This is a genomic window from Pseudomonas sp. A39, assembly GCF_058145955.1.
This window is the reverse complement of record NZ_JBYVMD010000009.1, coordinates 93,972-111,758: the sequence shown is the minus strand read 5'-3', so window position 1 is coordinate 111,758 and position 17,787 is coordinate 93,972. Positions and strand designations below refer to the sequence as shown.

Genomic DNA, 17,787 nt, shown 5'->3' with positions numbered 1-17,787 from the left:
AATCAGTCGATTCCGCCCGTAAGGGTCGTCTGCTCAGCATAGTCGAGGTGTTTGACGAGCTGCGCACGCAGCCGGGCACTAACCTCGGCAAATTTAATCGGTGTGGCGTGGTCGCTCAGTTGCGTCATCGCCAACCCGGCATAGCCACACGGGTTGATCCGCCGGAACGGTGCCAGGTCCATGTCCACATTCAGCGCCAGGCCATGAAAGGAACAACCGTGGCGAATACGCAGCCCCAGGGAAGCGATTTTCGCGCCGTCCACGTACACACCGGGCGCATCGGGCTTGGCCGCGGCGGTCACGCCGTAACTGGCCAACAACTCGATGAGGCAAGCCTCCATGCGGCTCACCAGGTCACGCACGCCAAACCCAAGCTTGCGCACGTCCAGCAGCAGGTAAGCCACCAGTTGACCGGGCCCATGGTAAGTCACTTGACCCCCTCGGTCGACCTGCACCACCGGAATATCACCCGGCAGCAACAGATGCTCGGCCTTGCCGGCCTGGCCCTGGGTGAAGACCGGCGGGTGTTCCACCAGCCAGATTTCATCTTCAGCCGACGTGCCGCGTTCATTCGTGAACCGCTGCATGGCGTGCCAGACGGGCTCATAGTCCATCCGGCCGAGCTCGCGAAAGCCCAGGACGTGAGACATCACAACACCATGTGCACGAAGCCGGTGGCCCGCAGTTCGCTGTTGATGTTGTAGAGCTGGTCTTGATCAGTCGCAACGATGTGCAACTGAATCGTGGTGTATTTGCCGGTAGAGCTGGAGCGCTCATCCACGCGCTGATCGTTGATCGTCGCGTGTTTACGCACGATCTCGAGGATCAGGTCTTTACGGCCGACACCGGTATCGCTGATCACCTTGATGGGATAGTCCACCACCGGGAATTCGATCTTTGGCGCCTTTACTTCTTTATCGGTCATGGCGTAACGGCCTCGTAAGCGTAAGCCGTGGCGACGGGCAAAGCCCCGTGTCGGATCAACACGGGGCTTTGCAGGTGCACACTATCAGTTGAACAAGCTGTAGAAGAATAGACGGATGCTATCCCAGACGCGGCGGAAGATACCACCTTCGTCAACGGCGTCCAGTGCGATCAGGTCGGCACTGTGAACCACTTTGTCGTCCAGCTTCACTTCAACCTTACCGATCACATCACCCTTGGCGATTGGGGCAACCAACTGCGGGTTCATGGTCATGCTGGCTGCGAGCTTTTTCAGCTGGCCTTTAGGCATGGTCAGGGTCAGGTCTTCAGCCAGGCCGGCTTTGACTTGGGAGGTAGCGCCTTTCCACACTGGCGCGGTCGCCAGCTCAGCACCCTTCTGATAGAAGGTCTGGGTTTCGAAGAAACGGAAACCGTAGGTCAGCAGTTTTTGCGTCTCGGCCGCACGGGCCTGCTCGCTGTTAGTACCGAAGACCACCGCGATCAGACGTTGGCCGTCACGTACAGCGGACGACACCATGCAGTAGCCGGCTTCGTCGGTGTGGCCGGTTTTCAGGCCATCGACGGTCTTGTCGCGCCACAGCAACAGGTTGCGGTTAGGCTGCTTGATGTTGTTCCAGAAGAATTCCTTCTGGGAGTAGATCGCGTAGTGCACCGGGTCGACGCGGATGATCGCGCGCGCCAGGATGGCCATGTCGTGAGCCGACGAGTAGTGCTCTGGGTTCGGCAGACCGGTCGGGTTCATGAAGTGGCTGTTGGTCATGCCCAGGTCGGCCACGGTTTTGTTCATCATGTCGGCGAACGCGTCTTCGCTGCCGGCGATGTGCTCGGCCAGGGCGACGCTGGCGTCGTTACCGGACTGGATGATGATGCCGTGCAGCAGGTCGCTCACAGTGACCTGCGAACCCACCTTGATGAACATCCGCGAACCGCCGGTACGCCAGGCGTTTTCGCTGACGGTGACCGGGTCGTTCTCGCCGATCTGGCCGCGACGGATTTCCAGGGTCGCGATGTAGGCCGTCATCAGTTTGGTCAGGCTGGCCGGCGGCAGGCGCTGGTCACCGTTGCTCTCGACCAGCACGTTGCCACTGGCAGCGTCCATGAGGACCCAGGACTTGGCAGCCAGTTGCGGTGAAGCCGGCACCATTTCAACCGCCCAGGCGGCCGGGGTGATGATCAGCGAGATAAGCAGGCACGTGCGTTTGGCTAAGGTGGTGATGTTCATCCGTCTCTCGAAATTGCTTATGGAAACTTGCCCTCGCGGGCAAAACTTATTCAGACAGCCCGCTTCCAGACTGTCACGTGTTCGGTTGCCCGCTCACCCCTTGCCCCCGGGTTTTTATTGTTCAACGAGCCAACAACCTGGGCCCAGGCCCGCGCACGGGCTTGAACCATCAATCTTTTATTATTCGGCAGTGACCACGCTGGGTTGCCCCAGGTTGGCCATGCGCACGCTGTTCTGTACTTGGGCGACTTCGCTCGGCGAGCCTATCGGGCCCATTCGCACACGGTGCAACGTCTGTTGATTACGCACGATGGAGCTGATGAAGACCGGTGCGTTGACCATACCGCTGAGCTTGGACCTTAACAGTTCTGCCGCATCCGGGTTGGCGAAAGCGCCGACCTGCAGGTATTGCCCGCCAGCCATCGAAGCGCCCGGCGCGGCATGGGGTACGACCACCGTGTCAGGCGCATGCTGTGCCGGTGGCGGCGTCCACTGCTCGATCTTGCCGGTTGAGTCGGTCACTTGCGGCTGCTGGGTTTGCGGTTCGTTAAGCATCAACGGCGCCGGTTTGCCGCGCTGGGCCCAATACTGCGCGGGGTCGATACCTTCGACCTTGACGCGCGCGGTACCGGTTTCGGCGTAACCGAGTTTCTTCGCGGCGGCGTAGGACAAGTCGATGATGCGGTCCGAATAGAACGGCCCACGGTCGTTGACGCGCAGGATCACCGTGCGGTTGTTGTCCAGGTTGGTCACCCGTACATAGCTGGGCAGCGGCAAGGTCTTGTGGGCCGCGCTCATGCCGTACAGGTCATACACTTCGCCGTTGGCGGTGTTCTGGCCATGAAACTTGGTGCCGTACCAGGATGCCGTACCCGACTGGACGTAAGTCTTGGAGTCCTGCAACGGGAAGTAGCTCTTACCCAGCACGGTATAGGGGTTGGCCTTGTACGGGCCGGTGTGCAGGGTTGGCGTGGCATCCGGGATCTTCGACACGTCGACGTCCCACCACGGCGCGCCGTCTTTGTGTGCGCGGTTGATGTCCAGGCCCGGCTGGGCACGGACGACTGCGCCGCCGGACTTTTGCGCCGGCGCGCGGCTGTTGGTGGTGGAACAACTGACGACCAGCAAGGACAACGCGGCGAACGCCACCAGCTTGAGCGGTTGTTTGAACGGCGATGCCCGCATTACTTGTTGCCCCGTGCTTGGACCAGCATGTCTGACAGCTGATGCACGGCCATGGCGTACATCACACTGCGGTTATAACGCGTGATTGCGTAAAAATTCTTCAGGCCCATCCAGTATTCCGGGCCGTTTTCGCCGTCGAGGCGGAACGCGGTCACTGGCATATCATCAGGCAGCGCATTCTGACTCGACCAGCCCAACGCCCGCAACTCCCCGACCGTCTTGGCCGGCTCGATGCCCTGGGTAAGCCCTTCATCGGCGCGATCGCCGGAGACATCGGCGCGAATCACCACCGGTTCGCCGCCGACCCAGCCGTGGCGCTTGAAGTAGCTGGCCACGCTGCCGATGGCGTCGTCGGGATTGCTCCAGATATTGATGTGCCCGTCACCGTCAAAGTCCACGGCATAGGCGCGAAAGCTGCTCGGCATGAACTGCGGCAAGCCCATCGCACCGGCGTAGGAGCCTTTGAGGGTAAGTGGGTCGACCTGTTCTTCGCGGGCCAGCAGCAGGAATTCGCGCAGCTCCTTGCGGAAGAAGTCGGCGCGGGGCGGGTAATCGAAGCCCAGGGTCGACAAAGCGTCGATCACCCGGTAACTGCCGGTATTGCGCCCATAAAAGGTTTCAATGCCGATGATCGCAACGATCACTTGGGCCGGCACACCGTATTCCTGTTCGGCGCGCGCCAATACCGCTTCGTGCTGGCGCCAGAAGTCAACGCCACGCGCCACGCGGGCGTCGGTCAGGAACATCGGACGGTATTCCTTCCACTGCTTCACACGTTCGGCAGGGCGGGAAATGGCATCAAGGATCGCCTGCTTTTTCTGGGCTTCGCGGAACACGCCCATCAGCTGTTCACCGGCAAAACCATAGTCGCGGGTCATTTCACCGACGAACTCGGCGACCTGGGGTGAACCATCGTAGTCACCGGCCTGCGCCTCTTGCGTTGCGCCCAGCAGCCCAATCAGGCCCATCCAGGACGCATGCCGAGTCGCCCAGCCGCGCATTACTTGCATTGACATCTTCACCTTATTCAAACCTGTGCGATCCATTTGCGATGCGTATGAATCGACATCAAAACCCCAAACGCTGACAGCAATGTCACCAGCGAAGTTCCGCCGTAGCTAATGAACGGCAACGGCACCCCCACCACCGGCAGCAGGCCACTGACCATACCGATGTTGACGAAAACGTAAACAAAAAACGTCATGGTCAGCGCGCCGGCCAGCAATTTGCCGAACAGCGTCTGCGCCTGCGCAGTGATCACCAGGCCGCGACCGATCAGCAGCAAATAGATCAGCAACAGCGCGCAAATGCCTACCAGGCCGAACTCTTCGCCCAATACCGCAATAATGAAGTCGGTGTGGCTCTCGGGCAAAAAGTCCAGGTGCGACTGGGTGCCCAGTAACCAACCTTTACCAAATACGCCGCCGGAACCGATGGCCGCCTTCGACTGGATGATGTTCCAGCCGGTGCCCAGCGGGTCGCTTTCGGGGTCGAGGAAGGTCAGGATCCGCTGCTTCTGGTAGTCGTGCATAAAGAAGAACCACATGGCCACGGCCACGGGCACGGCGGCGGCCAGCACGCTGAGGATCCAGCGCCAGCGCAGGCCGCCCATGAACAGCACGAACGCACCGCCGGCCAGGATCAGCAGCGAGGTACCGAGGTCCGGCTGGCGCACGATGAGGATAAACGGCACGCCGATCAGGATCAGGCTGATCCCCACGTGCTTGAGCTGCGGTGGCAAGGTGCGTTTGGACAAGTACCAGGCGATGGTCGCCGGCATCAGAATCTTCATGAATTCCGACGGTTGGAAGCGAATCACCCCCGGAATGTTGATCCAGCGGGTCGCGCCCATGGCGTTGTGGCCCATTACGTCCACGACCACCAGCAGTAACACGCCCGCTACATAACCGAGCGGCACCCAGCGCGCCATGAAGCGCGGCTCCAGCTGGGCGATCACTACCATCGACAACAAGCCCAGGCCGAACGACGACGCTTGCTTGATCAGCAGGTCCCAGTTCTTACCACTGGCCGAATACAACACGAACAGACTGCCGGCCGCCAGGGTCAGCAGCAGGATCAGCAACGGGCCGTCAATGTGCATGCGCTGCAGCAACGTCGCGCGGCGACGCATCACGTCCTCACTGGAGAGGATGCGGTCAAAATTACTCTTCACTGGCCGTAACCTCGGTGCTTGAAGGGGGGCCGCCATATTCGGGCTTGAGCCTGCCGTCGTCGGCCAACAGCCAGGCGTCCATCACTTGGCGCACCACGGGCGCGGCGACGCCGGAACCGGACTCGCCGTTCTCGACCATCACCGCCACCACGATCTTCGGGTCGTCCGCCGGCGCAAAACCGACGAACAGGGCATGGTCGCGGTGACGTTCCTGGACCTTGGAGCGGTCGTATTTTTCGCCCTGCTTGATTGCCACTACCTGGGCGGTACCGCTCTTGCCGGCGATACGGTATTGCGCGCCGATCGCCGCCTTGCGCGCGGTACCACGGGCGCCGTGCATGACTTGCTGCATGCCGTGGTTGACCTTGGTCCAGTCGGACGGGTCGCGCAGCACGATGTCCGGGATCGGGTTTTCATCCAAAGGCTTTTCGCCTTCGATGGTCCTGGCCAGGTGCGGGCGGTTCCAGATGCCTTTGTTGGCCACCAGCGCGGTAGCCTGGGCCAGCTGCAACGGTGTTGCCTGCATATAGCCCTGGCCGATGCCGAGGATCAGCGTTTCGCCAGGGAACCAGGCTTGGCGACGGGTCGCGCGCTTCCACTCCCGCGACGGCATCAGGCCTGGGGATTCTTCGAACATGTCCAGGGAGACTTTCTGGCCGAGGCCGAACTTACCCATGTAGGCGGACAAACGGTCGATACCCAGCTTATGGGCCAGGTCGTAAAAATAGGTGTCGTTGGAGCGCATGATCGCGGTGTCCAAATCGACATAGCCGTCACCGGTGCGGTTCCAGTTACGGTATTTGTGATCGTAGTTGGGCAGCATGTAGTAGCCCGGGTCGAACACGCGGCTGGAGGCCGTGACCACCCCTGCGTCCAACCCCGCAATTGCCACGGCCGGTTTGATCGTCGACCCCGGCGGATACAGGCCGCGCAGCACGCGGTTGAACAACGGGCGGTCGATGGAATCGCGCAACTCGGCGTAAGCCTTGAAGCTGATGCCCGTGACAAACAGGTTGGGGTCAAAGCTTGGCTGGCTGACCATCGCCAGCACTTCGCCGGTCTTCGGGTCCAGCGCGACCACCGCACCCCGTCGCCCGCCCAACGCCATCTCGGCCGCTTCCTGCAGCTTGATGTCCAGGCTCAACACGATGTCCTTGCCCGGTACCGGGTCGGTACGCTTGAGCACCCGCAGCACGCGGCCGCGGGCGTTGGTCTCGACTTCCTCGTAACCCACCTGGCCGTGCAGCTCGGGCTCGTAGAAACGCTCGATGCCGGTTTTGCCGATGTGGTGGGTGCCGCTGTAATTGACCGGGTCGAGGGTTTTCAGCTCTTTCTCGTTGATCCGCCCCATGTAGCCGACGGAGTGGGCAAAGTGCGGCCCTTGCGGGTAATGCCGCACCAACTGCGCCACCACTTCCACGCCCGGCAGACGGAACTGGTTTACCGCGATCCGCGCGATCTGCTCTTCGGTCAGCTCAAACAGGATGGGCACCGGCTCGAAAGGTCGGCGCCCCTGCTTCATGCGTTTCTCGAAGATCAACCGGTCTTCCGGCGTCAGTTGCAGCACCTCGACGATCACGTCGAGGACCTGCGCCCAGTCGCCGGAACGCTCGCGGGTCATGCTCAGGCTGAAGCTGGGCCGGTTATCCGCGACCACCACGCCATTACGGTCGAAAATCAGCCCACGGGTGGGCGGAATCGGCTGCACATGCACCCGGTTGTTTTCGGACAGCGTGGAGTGATAGTCGTACTGGATCACCTGCAGGAAATACAGGCGCGCAATCAACACCCCGATCAACCCCACCACCAAAAAAGCACCGAACACGACCCGAGCGCGTACCAGACGTGCGTCTTTCTCGTGGTCCTTGATGCGGATCGGTTGGGTCATCGGGAGGGGCGCAGATTATTTGTGGTAAGGGTGCCCGGACAGAACTGTCCAGGCGCGATACAGCTGTTCACCGATCAGGATCCTTACCAACGGGTGCGGCAGCGTCAGCGCCGACAGCGACCAACGCTGGTCCGCCCGCGCACAGACTTCCGGCGCCAGCCCTTCGGGGCCGCCGACCATGAAGTTGACCGTACGCGAATCCAGGCGCCAGCGATCCAGCTCCACCGCCAGTTGCTCGGTGCTCCAGGGCTTGCCGTGCACTTCAAGGGTGACGATGCGCTCGTTAGGGCCGACCTTGGCCAGCATGGCTTCGCCTTCCTGACGGATGAAGCGCGCCACGTCGGCATTCTTGCCCCGGGTATTGAGCGGTATTTCCACCAGTTCAAGCGAAAGCTCAGCGGGCAGACGCTTGGCATACTCGTGCCAGCCTTCTTCCACCCACTTGGGCATGCGTGAACCGACAGCGATCAGACGCAGGCGCACAGCCGTTCCTTATTCCTGGTCTTTGTTGAGCTTGTCGAAGTGCGCGTGGCCCACTTCCGGGCTGTGGTGCTTGCCATCGGCGGCACGGCTCTGCTCGGCGCCTTTCCATAGACGCTCCAGGTCATAGAACTGGCGAGCGTTGGAAGTCATCATGTGAACGATCACGTCGTCCATGTCCAGCAGCACCCAGTCGCTGTCGCCCTTGCCTTCTTCACCCAGCGGCTTCACGCCTTGGGCTTTGACGGCTTCGCGGACCTTGTCGAGCATCGCGCCGATCTGGCGGTTCGAGGTACCGGTGGCGATGATCATGTAGTCGGTGATGCTCTGCTTGTCGCGCACGTCCAGCACCTGGATGTCCTGGGCCTTCACGTCTTCCAGGGCCGCCACGGCGACTTTTACCAGCTCTTCGCCAGCCAGCTCAGGGCCAACATGGGCTTCAACCGGCAGCGGGGCGCTTTTGAAGGTGCCTTTGCGCTTAACTTTGCTTACGTCTTTGTTCGTCATATAAAACTCGTTTTGCTCGTATGTTCGGGCGCTCGCTGTACGACTGTACGTACGTTCAAGCGCGCCTTTTCAGTTCGACGCACGGTAAAGCCCGTGCGCATCGATGTAGGCCAGGACCGCGTCAGGCACCAGGAAACGTACCGACTTCCCGCTGGCCAGCAGTTGACGGATCTGGGTGGCGGACACCGCAAGCGGGGTCTGCCAGACGAATGCAATATTCCCGTTCGGCCCGGTCAGGGCCAAGGGGTCACTTACCGACCGCGCGGCCAGCAGGTTGCGCAAGGCATCCGGCGGTTCGCTGTCGGCATCCGGGCGTTGCAAAACCAGGATGTGGCAATGCTGGAGGAGTTCCTCCCAGCGATGCCAAGAGGGCAGGCCGCAAAATGCGTCCCAGCCCAAAAGCAGAAACAACTGGTCATCCGCGGCCAACTCGGCGCGCATCAGCTCCAGGGTGTCAACAGTGTAGGACGGTTTATCGCGCTTGAGCTCGCGGTCGTCCACCACCAGCGGCGCGATGCCCTGCACCGCCAACCGCACCATTTCCAGGCGCTGCTGCGGCGACACCTGCGGTGTATCGCGATGGGGCGGCCGGGCGTTGGGCATCACGCGCAACTCATCCAGCGCGAGGGCATCCGCGACTTCCAGGGCACTGCGCAAATGGCCGATGTGCACGGGGTCGAAGGTACCGCCGAGCAGCCCGATGCGTTTAGCCATCAAGTGCGCACATGACCGTCGCCGAACACCACGTACTTCTCGCTGGTCAGGCCTTCCAGGCCAACCGGGCCGCGCGCATGGAGCTTGTCGGTGGAAATACCGATCTCCGCGCCCAGGCCATACTCGAAGCCGTCGGCAAAACGCGTGGAGGCGTTGATCATCACCGAAGCGGAATCCACTTCGTTGAGGAAGCGCCGCGCATCGCTGAAATGCTCGGAAACGATGGCGTCAGTGTGCTTGGAGCCATAGGTGTTGATGTGTTCGATGGCCTCGTCCAGGTCGTCGACAATCTTGATCGACAGGATCGGTGCCGTGTATTCGGTGTACCAGTCCAGCTCGGTCGCCTCGATCACGTCCGCCCCCAGCAGCGCTCGGGTGCGCTCGCAACCCCGCAGTTCCACGCCCTTGTCGCGGTAGATGGCAGCCAGCGGCGGCAGCACGCGATCGGCAATGCCGACGTGCACCAGCAGGGTTTCCATGGTATTGCACGGGGCGTAGCGGTGGGTCTTGGCGTTGTCGGCGATGCGGATCGCCTTGTCGATATCGGCGGCGATGTCGATGAACACGTGGCATACACCGTCCAGGTGCTTGATGACCGGCACCTTGGCATCACGGCTGACGCGTTCGATCAGGCTCTTGCCACCGCGCGGCACAATCACGTCGACGAATTCCGGCATGGTGATCAGCGCCCCCACGGCGGCGCGGTCGGTGGTCTCAACCACTTGCACCACTTCGGCGGGCAACTCGGCCACGGCCAGGCCCTGTTGAATGCAGGCAGCGATGGCACGATTGGAATTGATCGCCTCGGAACCGCCACGCAGGATGGTGGCGTTACCGGACTTGAGGCACAGGCTCGCGGCGTCGATGGTCACGTTCGGACGCGACTCGTAAATGATGCCGATCACGCCCAGGGGCACGCGCATCTTGCCGACCTGGATGCCGGACGGCAGGTAACGCATGTCGCGGATTTCACCGATGGGGTCAGGCAGCTTGGCCACCTGACGCAGGCCTTCGATCATGTCGTCGATGCGTGCCGGGGTCAGCGCCAGGCGGTCCAGCAAGGCCGGCTCCAGGCCATTGGCGCGGCCGTTGGCCAGGTCCTGTTCATTGGCGGCGGTGAGCTCGGAGCGCGAAGCATCCAGAGCGTCGGCGGCGGCCAGCAAGGCACGGTTCTTCTGCGCGGTGCTCGCACGGGCGATCAACCGCGAGGCCTGACGGGCAGCGCGACCCAGGCGGGTCATGTAGTCAAGAACGGACTCAGTCATGGTCAGGGAGTCTTGGCAAAGAGGAAAGCGGCAGATTATAGCTGTGACGCCGCCCGACTGACAGCGGTGAGGGGCGGATGGTCGAAATGAACTGTAAAAACCTGGGGTTCAGCGGTAATTAAGGTGGGAGTTGTTATGATTCGGTCACATTTAGCCGTATTTACCCCTGACCGCCATGCCCAGCTCATCGCCCCAACGCCCCGCCAGCGCCCTGCCCGACCGCTTCTTCGACCGGGACGCGCAAATCCTCGCGCAAGCATTGCTCGGAAAAGTCATACGCCATCGTGTCGGCGAAATCTGGCTTTCGGCGCGAATTATTGAAACCGAAGCGTATTACGTGGCCGAAAAAGGCAGTCACGCTTCATTGGGCTACACAGAAAAACGTAAGGCTTTGTTTCTGGATGGTGGCCATATCTACATGTACTACGCCCGTGGCGGCGACTCCCTGAACTTCAGCGCCCATGGGCCGGGCAATGCCGTGCTGATCAAATCAGCGTATCCATGGGTCGACGACGTGTCCGGCCCGGCCAGCCTGGCGCAGATGCTGCTGAACAACCCGAACGCCGATGGCAGCCCGCGCGCCGCGCAAAAGCTGTGCGCCGGCCAGACACTGCTGTGCAAAGCCCTGGGGTTGAAGGTACCGATGTGGGACGCCAAGCGCTTCGATCAGGCGTTGCTCTACGTTGAAGACGTGGGCCAGACCCCGACGCAGATCATACAAACCACCCGCCTGGGCATCCCCAGCGGCCGCGATGAACACCTGATGTACCGCTTCGTCGATGCAGGCTATGCGCCATATTGCACACGGAACCCGCTGCGCCGGGGCCAGGTCGAAGGCCGCGACTACGTTTTGATTTGAATGGATCTAGACGGCTGCAACACAGCAGATCAAGTTATGTATTACATAGAGGGAGTGACGTTGTATGGGCCAATGGCTCGATAGCATTACCGGCTGGCTGACCCTGAACCCCGAATGGCTGGCGGTCGCGGTGTTTATCGTCGCCTGTGTGGAGTGCCTGGCCATTGCCGGGCTGATCGTGCCGGGCACGGTTTTATTGTTTGCGATTGCGGCGCTGGCCGGCAGCGGCGCGCTGTCATTGAGCGAAACCCTGCTGGTGGGCTTCCTGGGGGGGCTACTCGGGGACGGGATTTCCTATTACCTGGGTCGACATTTCCATCAGAACATCCGGCGCCTGCCCGGCCTTCGCCATCACCCCGAATGGATGAACGGCGCTGAAACCTACTTCCACAAATACGGCATCGCCAGCCTGCTGGTCGGACGCTTCATCGGCCCGCTGCGCCCCATGCTGCCGATGGTGGCCGGGATGTGCGACATGCCGTTTCCGCGCTTCGCGGTGGTGAGCATTGTGGCCGCCGCGGGCTGGTCGGTCGCCTATCTGCTGCCGGGCTGGGCGACTGGTGCCGCCTTCCGCCTGCCGTTGCCCGAAGGTTTCTGGCCCGAGGCGGCGGTGGTGGCTGCGTGCCTTGCTGTGTTGATTGGGCTCAGCCTGAACAGCAGCTTGCGCGGCCATCGTCGCGCCACCTTGTGGGTCGGCTGCGCCAGCCTGACGTTGTTGATCGCCGTGTTTATCGGCTATCACTCGCTGGACAACTTTGACCAGGGCCTGAGCGCCCTCGTGCAGGAGCATCGTAGCCCGTGGCTCGACGAAGTCATGGTGCGGATCACCCAACTGGGTGAGTTCAAGAAAATGTTTTTCGCCAGCGCCGTGTTCACCGGCCTGCTGTTACTGGCGCGGCAATGGCGTCATGCTGTGTTCGTCGGCGCCACGTTGGCCGGGTCTGCTGTCATCAATACGGGAACCAAGCTGTTTTTCGCCCGTGGCCGCCCGGAAATCCTTACAGACCCACTGACCAGTTTCAGCATGCCCAGCGGCCATGCGTCCGGCGCGTTCGCGTTTTTCCTGGCGTTGGCGGTATTGGCCGGTCGTGGACAACCCATCCGGCTGCGCCTGACCTGGATGCTGCTGGGCTGCATTCCCGCGGCGTTCATTGCGCTGTCGCGGGTCTACCTCGGCGCCCATTGGCCCACCGACATCCTGGCCGGCACGCTGCTGGCGATGACGGTGTGTGCATTCAGCCTGGGCGCCAGCGAGTATCGAAGCCCGCTGCCGGCCATGTCGCAAAAGACCTGGTGGCTGCTGTTACCGGCGCTGATCGCGGTGCTGAGCTTCATCGCGCTCACCGGCACCCCTCACGCCCTGCTCCGATATGCCTACTGACCCTTGGCCGGGCCGATCCAATCGACGGAGGCGGCTCGGCGCTCAACGCAGCGTTCACGCCGCTCTAGCAACATCTCATCGGCAATTTCCGCCGCGCGCTCGGCGATGTACTCCGGGCCGCGGTTTGCATCTTGCTGGATCAGTTGCGCGGTCACGCTGATGAGAAACCCGTCCCAGACCGCCTGCTCCGAGTGCGCTAGCCGAATCATGTTCATCCCCTGACCCTGAGTGTGTGATCGGAGACTATTTCAGGCCCCGCGCACGGGACAACGAAGGAACGTCTGATAACAACGCCGGATATTTCCGAAGTCAGTTGAACAGCTCACCCTGCAACTCATCCAGTAACATCTGGATCGCGTCCAGCCGCTGCTGCGGGTCGTCGAGTTGCAGCAGGTCGATCTTGTCGGCCTCGGTGAAGGGCAGCAGATACGCCAGCTGGTTGCCCAAGGCTTGCTGCCCTTCGGCGCGGGCGTCCATGTCCAGCGAGGCCACCATCGGGTGCTCGGCCAATGCCTGCAGCAGCGCCAGCAAGTCGGCATCCTCTTCTTCCAGCGGCTGGTCCGGCAGGTCTTCGAGCCATTGCACGTCGGCCACCAGCAATTGGTCCTTCTGCACGCCGGCGTCACGTACCCGGAACCGGCGACCGCCTTCCACGCGAATGCCCAGCAGGCCGTTGTCCTGCTGCTTGAAGTCGCGAATCAGCGCTTCACAGCCGATCAGCGCGTAGCCGTCCGGGGCCATGCCTACCTCCTTACCGTCGAGGATGCACACCACGCCGAAGCTTTCGCCTTTTTTCATGCAGCGGCTGATCATGTCCAAGTAGCGCGCCTCGAACAATTGCAGGTCGAGGGTGCAGCCAGGGAACAGCACGGTATTGAGCGGGAACAGCGCCAGACTCATAAAGGTTTCCTTAAACCCGGTTTAAACGATCACCGACACGGCCAGCGGCAGGAACACTGCCGTGGCCACGCCCATCAGACTCATGGCCAGCGCTGCAAAGGCGCCGCACTCTTCGCTTTCCTGCAAGGCCACCGAGGTGCCGACAGCATGGGCGGTCATGCCCAGCGCCATGCCGCGCGCTTCCGGGCTGTGCACGCCCAACCGTGACAAATACGCCGGGCCGATCATCGCACCCACCACCCCGGTGATCAGCACAAACACCGCCGCCAGCGCCGCCACGCCCCCGATCTGCTCGGCCACCAGCATGGCAATCGGCGAGGTCACCGACTTAGGCGCCATGGTCATCAACATCATGTGTTCGGCGCCAAACCACCTACCCAGCACGACACAGAGCCCGGTAGCCAGCACACCGCCTACCACCAGCGTAGTAAAAATCGGCCAGAACAATTGGCGGATGCGCCGCAGGTTCAAATAAAGCGGTACGGCCAGGGCCACCGTCGCCGGGCCCAGCAGGATGCCCATGATTTCGGTGCTCTTGCGGTACTCGGCGTAGCTCAGGCCACAGGTCAGCAACACGCCGATCACCAGCAGCATGGACACCAGCACCGGCTGCAGGAAGATCCAGCGGGTTTTCTCGAAACCTGCGAGTACCACTTGATAAGCGCCGAGGGTGATGCCGATGCCAAACAACGGATGGTGGATCACCGCCGTCCACGCGCCCTGCCAGTCGAAGGTCATTGATCCTTCTCCTTGCGCTTGACCATCTGTTGCATCAGCACGCCGACAAAGCCCATGGCGATCACCAGCGACAGCACCAGCGCGCCGACGATGGCCCAGAAATCAGCGGCGATGTCCTTGGCATACACCATGACCCCCACCGCCGGCGGCACCAGCAGTAACGGCAGGTACCGCAACAGGCTGCTGGCCGCCAGGCTCAATGGCTCGCCGACTTCACCTCGCCAGACCAGAAAGCCCAACATCAGCAGCAACCCGATGATCGGGCCCGGCAGCACCGGCAACAGCAAATGGTTGATTGCGGTGCCGATCAGTTGAAACAGCACCAGCCAGGTCAGGCCACGTAACAGCATCCGTTCTTCCCCCTCAAGACTCGCCCGCATTATAAGCACGCCCGCCCTATGCACCGGCATTCGCCAAAAGCATGGTGGGTTGACCGGGCTGATTGGCCATGATGATCTACATTGGTTCTCTGTAACCCATAAAACCCCGACGTTGTGCACCGCATGATGAACCAAGGAGAGACGCAATGCCCTATGTACCCGTAGCGCAGCTCAAAGACTATGTCGGCAAGGAACTGGGACGTTCCGAGTGGCTCACCATCGACCAGGCGCGCATCAACCTGTTCGCCGAGGCCACGGGCGACCACCAGTTCATCCATGTCGACCCGGTCAAGGCCGCGCAGACTCCGTTTGGCAGCACCATCGCCCACGGTTTCCTGTCGCTGTCGCTGATGCCCAAGTTGATGGAAGACATCCTGATCATGCCTGAAGGCCTGAAGATGGCGGTCAACTACGGTCTGGACAGTGTGCGCTTTATCCAGCCGGTGAAGGTCAACTCCAAGGTGCGCCTGAACGTGACCCTCACCGACGTCACCGAGAAAAAGCCTGGCCAATGGCTGTTCAAGGCCACCGCCACCCTGGAAATCGAAGGGCAGGAAAAACCGGCTTACATTGCTGAGTCGTTGTCGCTCTGCTTCGTGTAAGCCTTCCCTGTGGTGAGGGATAAAACCTCACCACAGTGTATGTAAATTTATGTATGTAACTCGCAGCTGCGGCATACTCGGCGCTCAATTATCCGGATCCCGCTATGCGCCCACTCGCTCCCCTCGCCCTTGCCCTGTTGCTCACCGCTTGCGGAGATGGCGAATCGCTGTTGCCGCCCGATGCGCGCCTGCCCGACGGCGGACGCTACCGGGGCGATGTGGTCAATGGCTTGCTGCAAGGCCAGGGGCGCGTGGACTACCCCAACGGCAGTTGGTACGCCGGCCAGTTCGACAAAGGCCAATGGCACGGCCAGGGCGAGTGGCATGGCAGCAATGGCGAAGTCTATAAAGGCCAGTTCCAGCAGGGTTTGTTCGATGGCCAGGGCAGCCTGACCACCGCGGGCAGCCACTATGTGGGCGGCTTCAAGAATGGCCGGCGCAACGGCGAAGGCACCCTCAAAGAGGGGCAAATGACCTATCGCGGCGAATTCAAGGACGACCAGTATTCGGGCCTCGGTCGTCTGGAACTGGCTGACGGCAGTCAGTATCAAGGCCAGTTCGCCCACGGCAAACCGAATGGCGAAGGCCAGCGCAACGATGACAGCGGCAACCAGTTCAGCGGCCATTTCGTCGATGGCCAACTGGAAGGCAACGGTACGTTCAACAGTGCCGACGGCGATATCTATGTCGGCCAGTTCAAACAGAACCAGCTCAACGGCAAGGGCCGCTATGAGAACGCCGACGGCGACGTGTGGATCGGCCAGTTCAAGGAGGGCGCGCTCAGCGGCAAAGGCGAATTGATCGGCGTCGACGGCAGCCACTATGTCGGCCAGTTCAGCGATTGGCGCTTTACCGGTGAGGGCCGCCTGAACCTGTCCGACGGCAGTTTCTATATCGGTGGTTTCGACAGCGACAGCTATCAAGGCAAAGGCACCCTTGTCCTTACTGACGGCACCGTACACGCCGGCACCTGGGTCAATGGCATGCGCGTGCGCGATGCCGACGGAAAACTGTTGCCCGACCCTCTGGAAATCGGCGTACTAGCCCAGGGCCACCTTCTGGATGCGGCCCTTGCCGCCGTGCCCGCCTCCGCCCCCGCCGTAGAGCTCTATACCCTGGCCGTGGCCGGCGACGGTAAACAAAGCGTGTTCCTGCGCGAGGCCGACTACGTCAGTAACCTGCTCGCCACCCGGTTCGGCGCGCGTGGGCAGATTCGCCTGGTCAATCACCGCGACCACATCGCCGACCGCCCCTTGGCCACGCGCGAAAGCCTGCGTCGCGCCGTGCAAACCCTGGCCGAGCGCACCGGCCCGGAAGACCTGGTATTTATCTACATGACCAGCCACGGCACCCACGAACACGAACTGGTGCTGGACCAACCGCGCATGGAGCTGGCCGATTTGCCTGCCGATGAGTTGGCCGCCGTACTGGCACCGTTGAAGAACCGCGACAAAATCGTGGTGATTTCGGCCTGCTACTCCGGCGGGTTCATCCCGGCGCTGAAAGATGAACGCACCCTGATCATGACCGCCTCGCGGGCCGACCGGGTGTCCTTCGGGTGTTCCGAGGAAGCTGACTTCACCTACTTTGGCGATGCCCTCTTCGCCCAAGCCTTCAACCAGACCGACGACTTGCAGCAAGCCTTCAAGCTGGCACAACTGCAGGTGGCCGAACGCGAACAGGCGGACAACTTCGAAGCCTCCGAACCGCAGATCTGGGCCCCCAAGGGCGTCATCGCCCACTGGCAATTATTACGCAAACAGCAGGCACGAAAAGCGCTCGAAAGCGTCTCAATGAATAGCAAGGAAGCCAAAGGCAACTAAGCTGAACTGTGTAACAAGGGGGAAACACCATGTACCTGACGCCTCAGCATATCTTGCTCGCCGGAGCTTCCGGCCTTACCGGCGAACACCTGCTTGACCGCCTGCTCAACGAACCCACCGTCACCCGCGTGCTCGCACCCAGCCGCAAACCATTGGCCGAACACCCGCGCCTGGAAAACCCGGTGGGCGACCCGGCCGTGTTTCTGCCGCAACTGAGTGGCCGGGTGGACATCGCCTTCTGCTGCCTCGGCACCACGATCAAACAGGCAGGCTCCGAAGCCGCCTTCCGCGCCGTCGACCTGGACATGGTCGTGGCGTTCGCCAAGCGTGCGCGGGAAATGGGCGCGCGGCACCTGATCGTGATCAGCGCGATCGGCGCCGACCCGAAATCCTCGGTGTTCTATAACCGGGTCAAAGGGGAAATGGAACAGGCGCTGAAGACCCAGGACTGGCCACAACTGACCATCGTGCGGCCGTCGTTGCTGCTGGGGGAGCGGTTGGAGCCGCGCTTGGCCGAACAATTGGCCGGGCCGTTGTCGCGGTTGATTCCGGGCAAGTACCACGGCATCGAAGTGTGCGAACTGGCGCGAGCCATGTGGCGCCTGGCGCTGGAAGAGCAGGATGGGGTGCGGGTGGTGGAATCGGATGAGTTGCGCAAGCTAGGTAAGTAATGTTGCGGTGACCGGGCAAGCCTGTTCAAAGGCTGAAAATCTCCCTGTAGTGAG

At 61.7% G+C, this 17,787-nt stretch carries 20 protein-coding genes; 5 read left to right on the top strand and 15 right to left on the bottom strand.

Annotated features, from left to right (window positions below):
• Positions 1–2: 2 nt before the first annotated feature.
• The 11 genes from lipB to AC3ZU9_RS09620 all read right to left on the bottom strand — a co-directional run bounded on the left by lipB (position 3) and on the right by AC3ZU9_RS09620 (position 10,379).
• Complete coding sequence (gene lipB / locus AC3ZU9_RS09670; protein ID WP_015886060.1) at positions 3–650, bottom strand: lipoyl(octanoyl) transferase LipB; 648 nt, start codon at positions 648–650, stop codon at positions 3–5.
• Entirely contained in the window at positions 650–925 is a 276-nt protein-coding gene (locus AC3ZU9_RS09665; protein ID WP_015886061.1) for a DUF493 domain-containing protein, read from the bottom strand. Before AC3ZU9_RS09665 ends, lipB begins: the two co-directional genes overlap by 1 nt.
• Before the next feature lie 84 nt (positions 926–1,009).
• Complete coding sequence (locus tag AC3ZU9_RS09660) at positions 1,010–2,167, bottom strand: D-alanyl-D-alanine carboxypeptidase family protein (RefSeq protein WP_015886062.1); 1,158 nt, start codon at positions 2,165–2,167, stop codon at positions 1,010–1,012.
• Between the two features lie 180 nt (positions 2,168–2,347).
• Positions 2,348–3,352: a septal ring lytic transglycosylase RlpA family protein gene (locus AC3ZU9_RS09655; protein ID WP_490090638.1), complete on the bottom strand. Its 1,005-nt coding sequence runs from the start codon at positions 3,350–3,352 to the stop codon at positions 2,348–2,350.
• Positions 3,352–4,362: a lytic murein transglycosylase B gene (mltB, locus tag AC3ZU9_RS09650; RefSeq protein WP_093544220.1), complete on the bottom strand. Its 1,011-nt coding sequence runs from the start codon at positions 4,360–4,362 to the stop codon at positions 3,352–3,354. The genes AC3ZU9_RS09655 and mltB overlap by 1 nt, the downstream gene beginning before the upstream one ends.
• Before the next feature lie 17 nt (positions 4,363–4,379).
• Positions 4,380–5,483: a rod shape-determining protein RodA gene (rodA, locus tag AC3ZU9_RS09645; protein ID WP_015886065.1), complete on the bottom strand. Its 1,104-nt coding sequence runs from the start codon at positions 5,481–5,483 to the stop codon at positions 4,380–4,382.
• A gap of 31 nt (positions 5,484–5,514) precedes the next feature.
• On the bottom strand, positions 5,515–7,413 hold the full coding sequence (mrdA, locus tag AC3ZU9_RS09640) for a penicillin-binding protein 2 (RefSeq protein WP_093544218.1): 1,899 nt from the start codon (positions 7,411–7,413) through the stop codon (positions 5,515–5,517).
• Positions 7,414–7,428: 15 nt separating this feature from the next.
• Positions 7,429–7,896 carry a 23S rRNA (pseudouridine(1915)-N(3))-methyltransferase RlmH gene (rlmH, locus tag AC3ZU9_RS09635; RefSeq protein ID WP_003176297.1) on the bottom strand — a complete coding sequence of 156 codons (468 nt, stop codon included), beginning with the start codon at positions 7,894–7,896 and terminating at the stop codon, positions 7,429–7,431.
• A gap of 9 nt (positions 7,897–7,905) precedes the next feature.
• Positions 7,906–8,400 (bottom strand): ribosome silencing factor, encoded by a 495-nt coding sequence (rsfS, locus tag AC3ZU9_RS09630; protein ID WP_003237041.1) that lies wholly within the window; start codon positions 8,398–8,400, stop codon positions 7,906–7,908.
• Between the two features lie 69 nt (positions 8,401–8,469).
• Positions 8,470–9,114, bottom strand: coding sequence for a nicotinate-nucleotide adenylyltransferase (nadD, locus tag AC3ZU9_RS09625; protein WP_043205958.1), 645 nt, complete (start codon positions 9,112–9,114; stop codon positions 8,470–8,472).
• Positions 9,114–10,379, bottom strand: coding sequence for a glutamate-5-semialdehyde dehydrogenase (locus AC3ZU9_RS09620; RefSeq protein WP_015886068.1), 1,266 nt, complete (start codon positions 10,377–10,379; stop codon positions 9,114–9,116). Before AC3ZU9_RS09620 ends, nadD begins: the two co-directional genes overlap by 1 nt.
• Positions 10,380–10,554: 175 nt before the next feature.
• On the opposite strand from AC3ZU9_RS09620, the gene AC3ZU9_RS09615 reads away from it, so the two are divergent.
• Positions 10,555–11,238 carry a DNA-3-methyladenine glycosylase gene (locus AC3ZU9_RS09615; protein ID WP_015886069.1) on the top strand — a complete coding sequence of 228 codons (684 nt, stop codon included), beginning with the start codon at positions 10,555–10,557 and terminating at the stop codon, positions 11,236–11,238.
• Between the two features lie 64 nt (positions 11,239–11,302).
• Positions 11,303–12,619: a bifunctional DedA family/phosphatase PAP2 family protein gene (locus AC3ZU9_RS09610; protein ID WP_490090637.1), complete on the top strand. Its 1,317-nt coding sequence runs from the start codon at positions 11,303–11,305 to the stop codon at positions 12,617–12,619.
• Here AC3ZU9_RS09610 and AC3ZU9_RS09605 read toward each other — a convergent pair.
• The 4 genes from AC3ZU9_RS09605 to AC3ZU9_RS09590 all read right to left on the bottom strand — a co-directional run bounded on the left by AC3ZU9_RS09605 (position 12,613) and on the right by AC3ZU9_RS09590 (position 14,607).
• Complete coding sequence (locus AC3ZU9_RS09605; protein WP_043205960.1) at positions 12,613–12,828, bottom strand: hypothetical protein; 216 nt, start codon at positions 12,826–12,828, stop codon at positions 12,613–12,615. The genes AC3ZU9_RS09610 and AC3ZU9_RS09605 overlap by 7 nt on opposite strands.
• 100 nt (positions 12,829–12,928) lie before the next feature.
• Complete coding sequence (locus AC3ZU9_RS09600; RefSeq protein ID WP_015886072.1) at positions 12,929–13,519, bottom strand: LON peptidase substrate-binding domain-containing protein; 591 nt, start codon at positions 13,517–13,519, stop codon at positions 12,929–12,931.
• 21 nt (positions 13,520–13,540) lie between these two features.
• On the bottom strand, positions 13,541–14,257 hold the full coding sequence (locus AC3ZU9_RS09595; protein WP_015886073.1) for an LrgB family protein: 717 nt from the start codon (positions 14,255–14,257) through the stop codon (positions 13,541–13,543).
• Positions 14,254–14,607 carry a CidA/LrgA family protein gene (locus AC3ZU9_RS09590; protein WP_015886074.1) on the bottom strand — a complete coding sequence of 118 codons (354 nt, stop codon included), beginning with the start codon at positions 14,605–14,607 and terminating at the stop codon, positions 14,254–14,256. Before AC3ZU9_RS09590 ends, AC3ZU9_RS09595 begins: the two co-directional genes overlap by 4 nt.
• 176 nt (positions 14,608–14,783) lie before the next feature.
• Here AC3ZU9_RS09590 and AC3ZU9_RS09585 point away from each other — a divergent pair, with 176 nt between their 5' ends.
• From AC3ZU9_RS09585 to AC3ZU9_RS09575, 3 genes are all read left to right on the top strand, one after another.
• Positions 14,784–15,239 (top strand): MaoC family dehydratase, encoded by a 456-nt coding sequence (locus AC3ZU9_RS09585; protein ID WP_003194496.1) that lies wholly within the window; start codon positions 14,784–14,786, stop codon positions 15,237–15,239.
• A 104-nt stretch (positions 15,240–15,343) separates the two neighbouring features.
• Complete coding sequence (locus AC3ZU9_RS09580; RefSeq protein ID WP_490090636.1) at positions 15,344–17,062, top strand: C13 family peptidase; 1,719 nt, start codon at positions 15,344–15,346, stop codon at positions 17,060–17,062.
• Between the two features lie 29 nt (positions 17,063–17,091).
• The gene (locus tag AC3ZU9_RS09575; RefSeq protein WP_015886076.1) at positions 17,092–17,733 is read left to right on the top strand and encodes an oxidoreductase; all 642 of its coding nucleotides are present in this window, start codon (positions 17,092–17,094) and stop codon (positions 17,731–17,733) included.
• Positions 17,734–17,787: the final 54 nt, after the last annotated feature.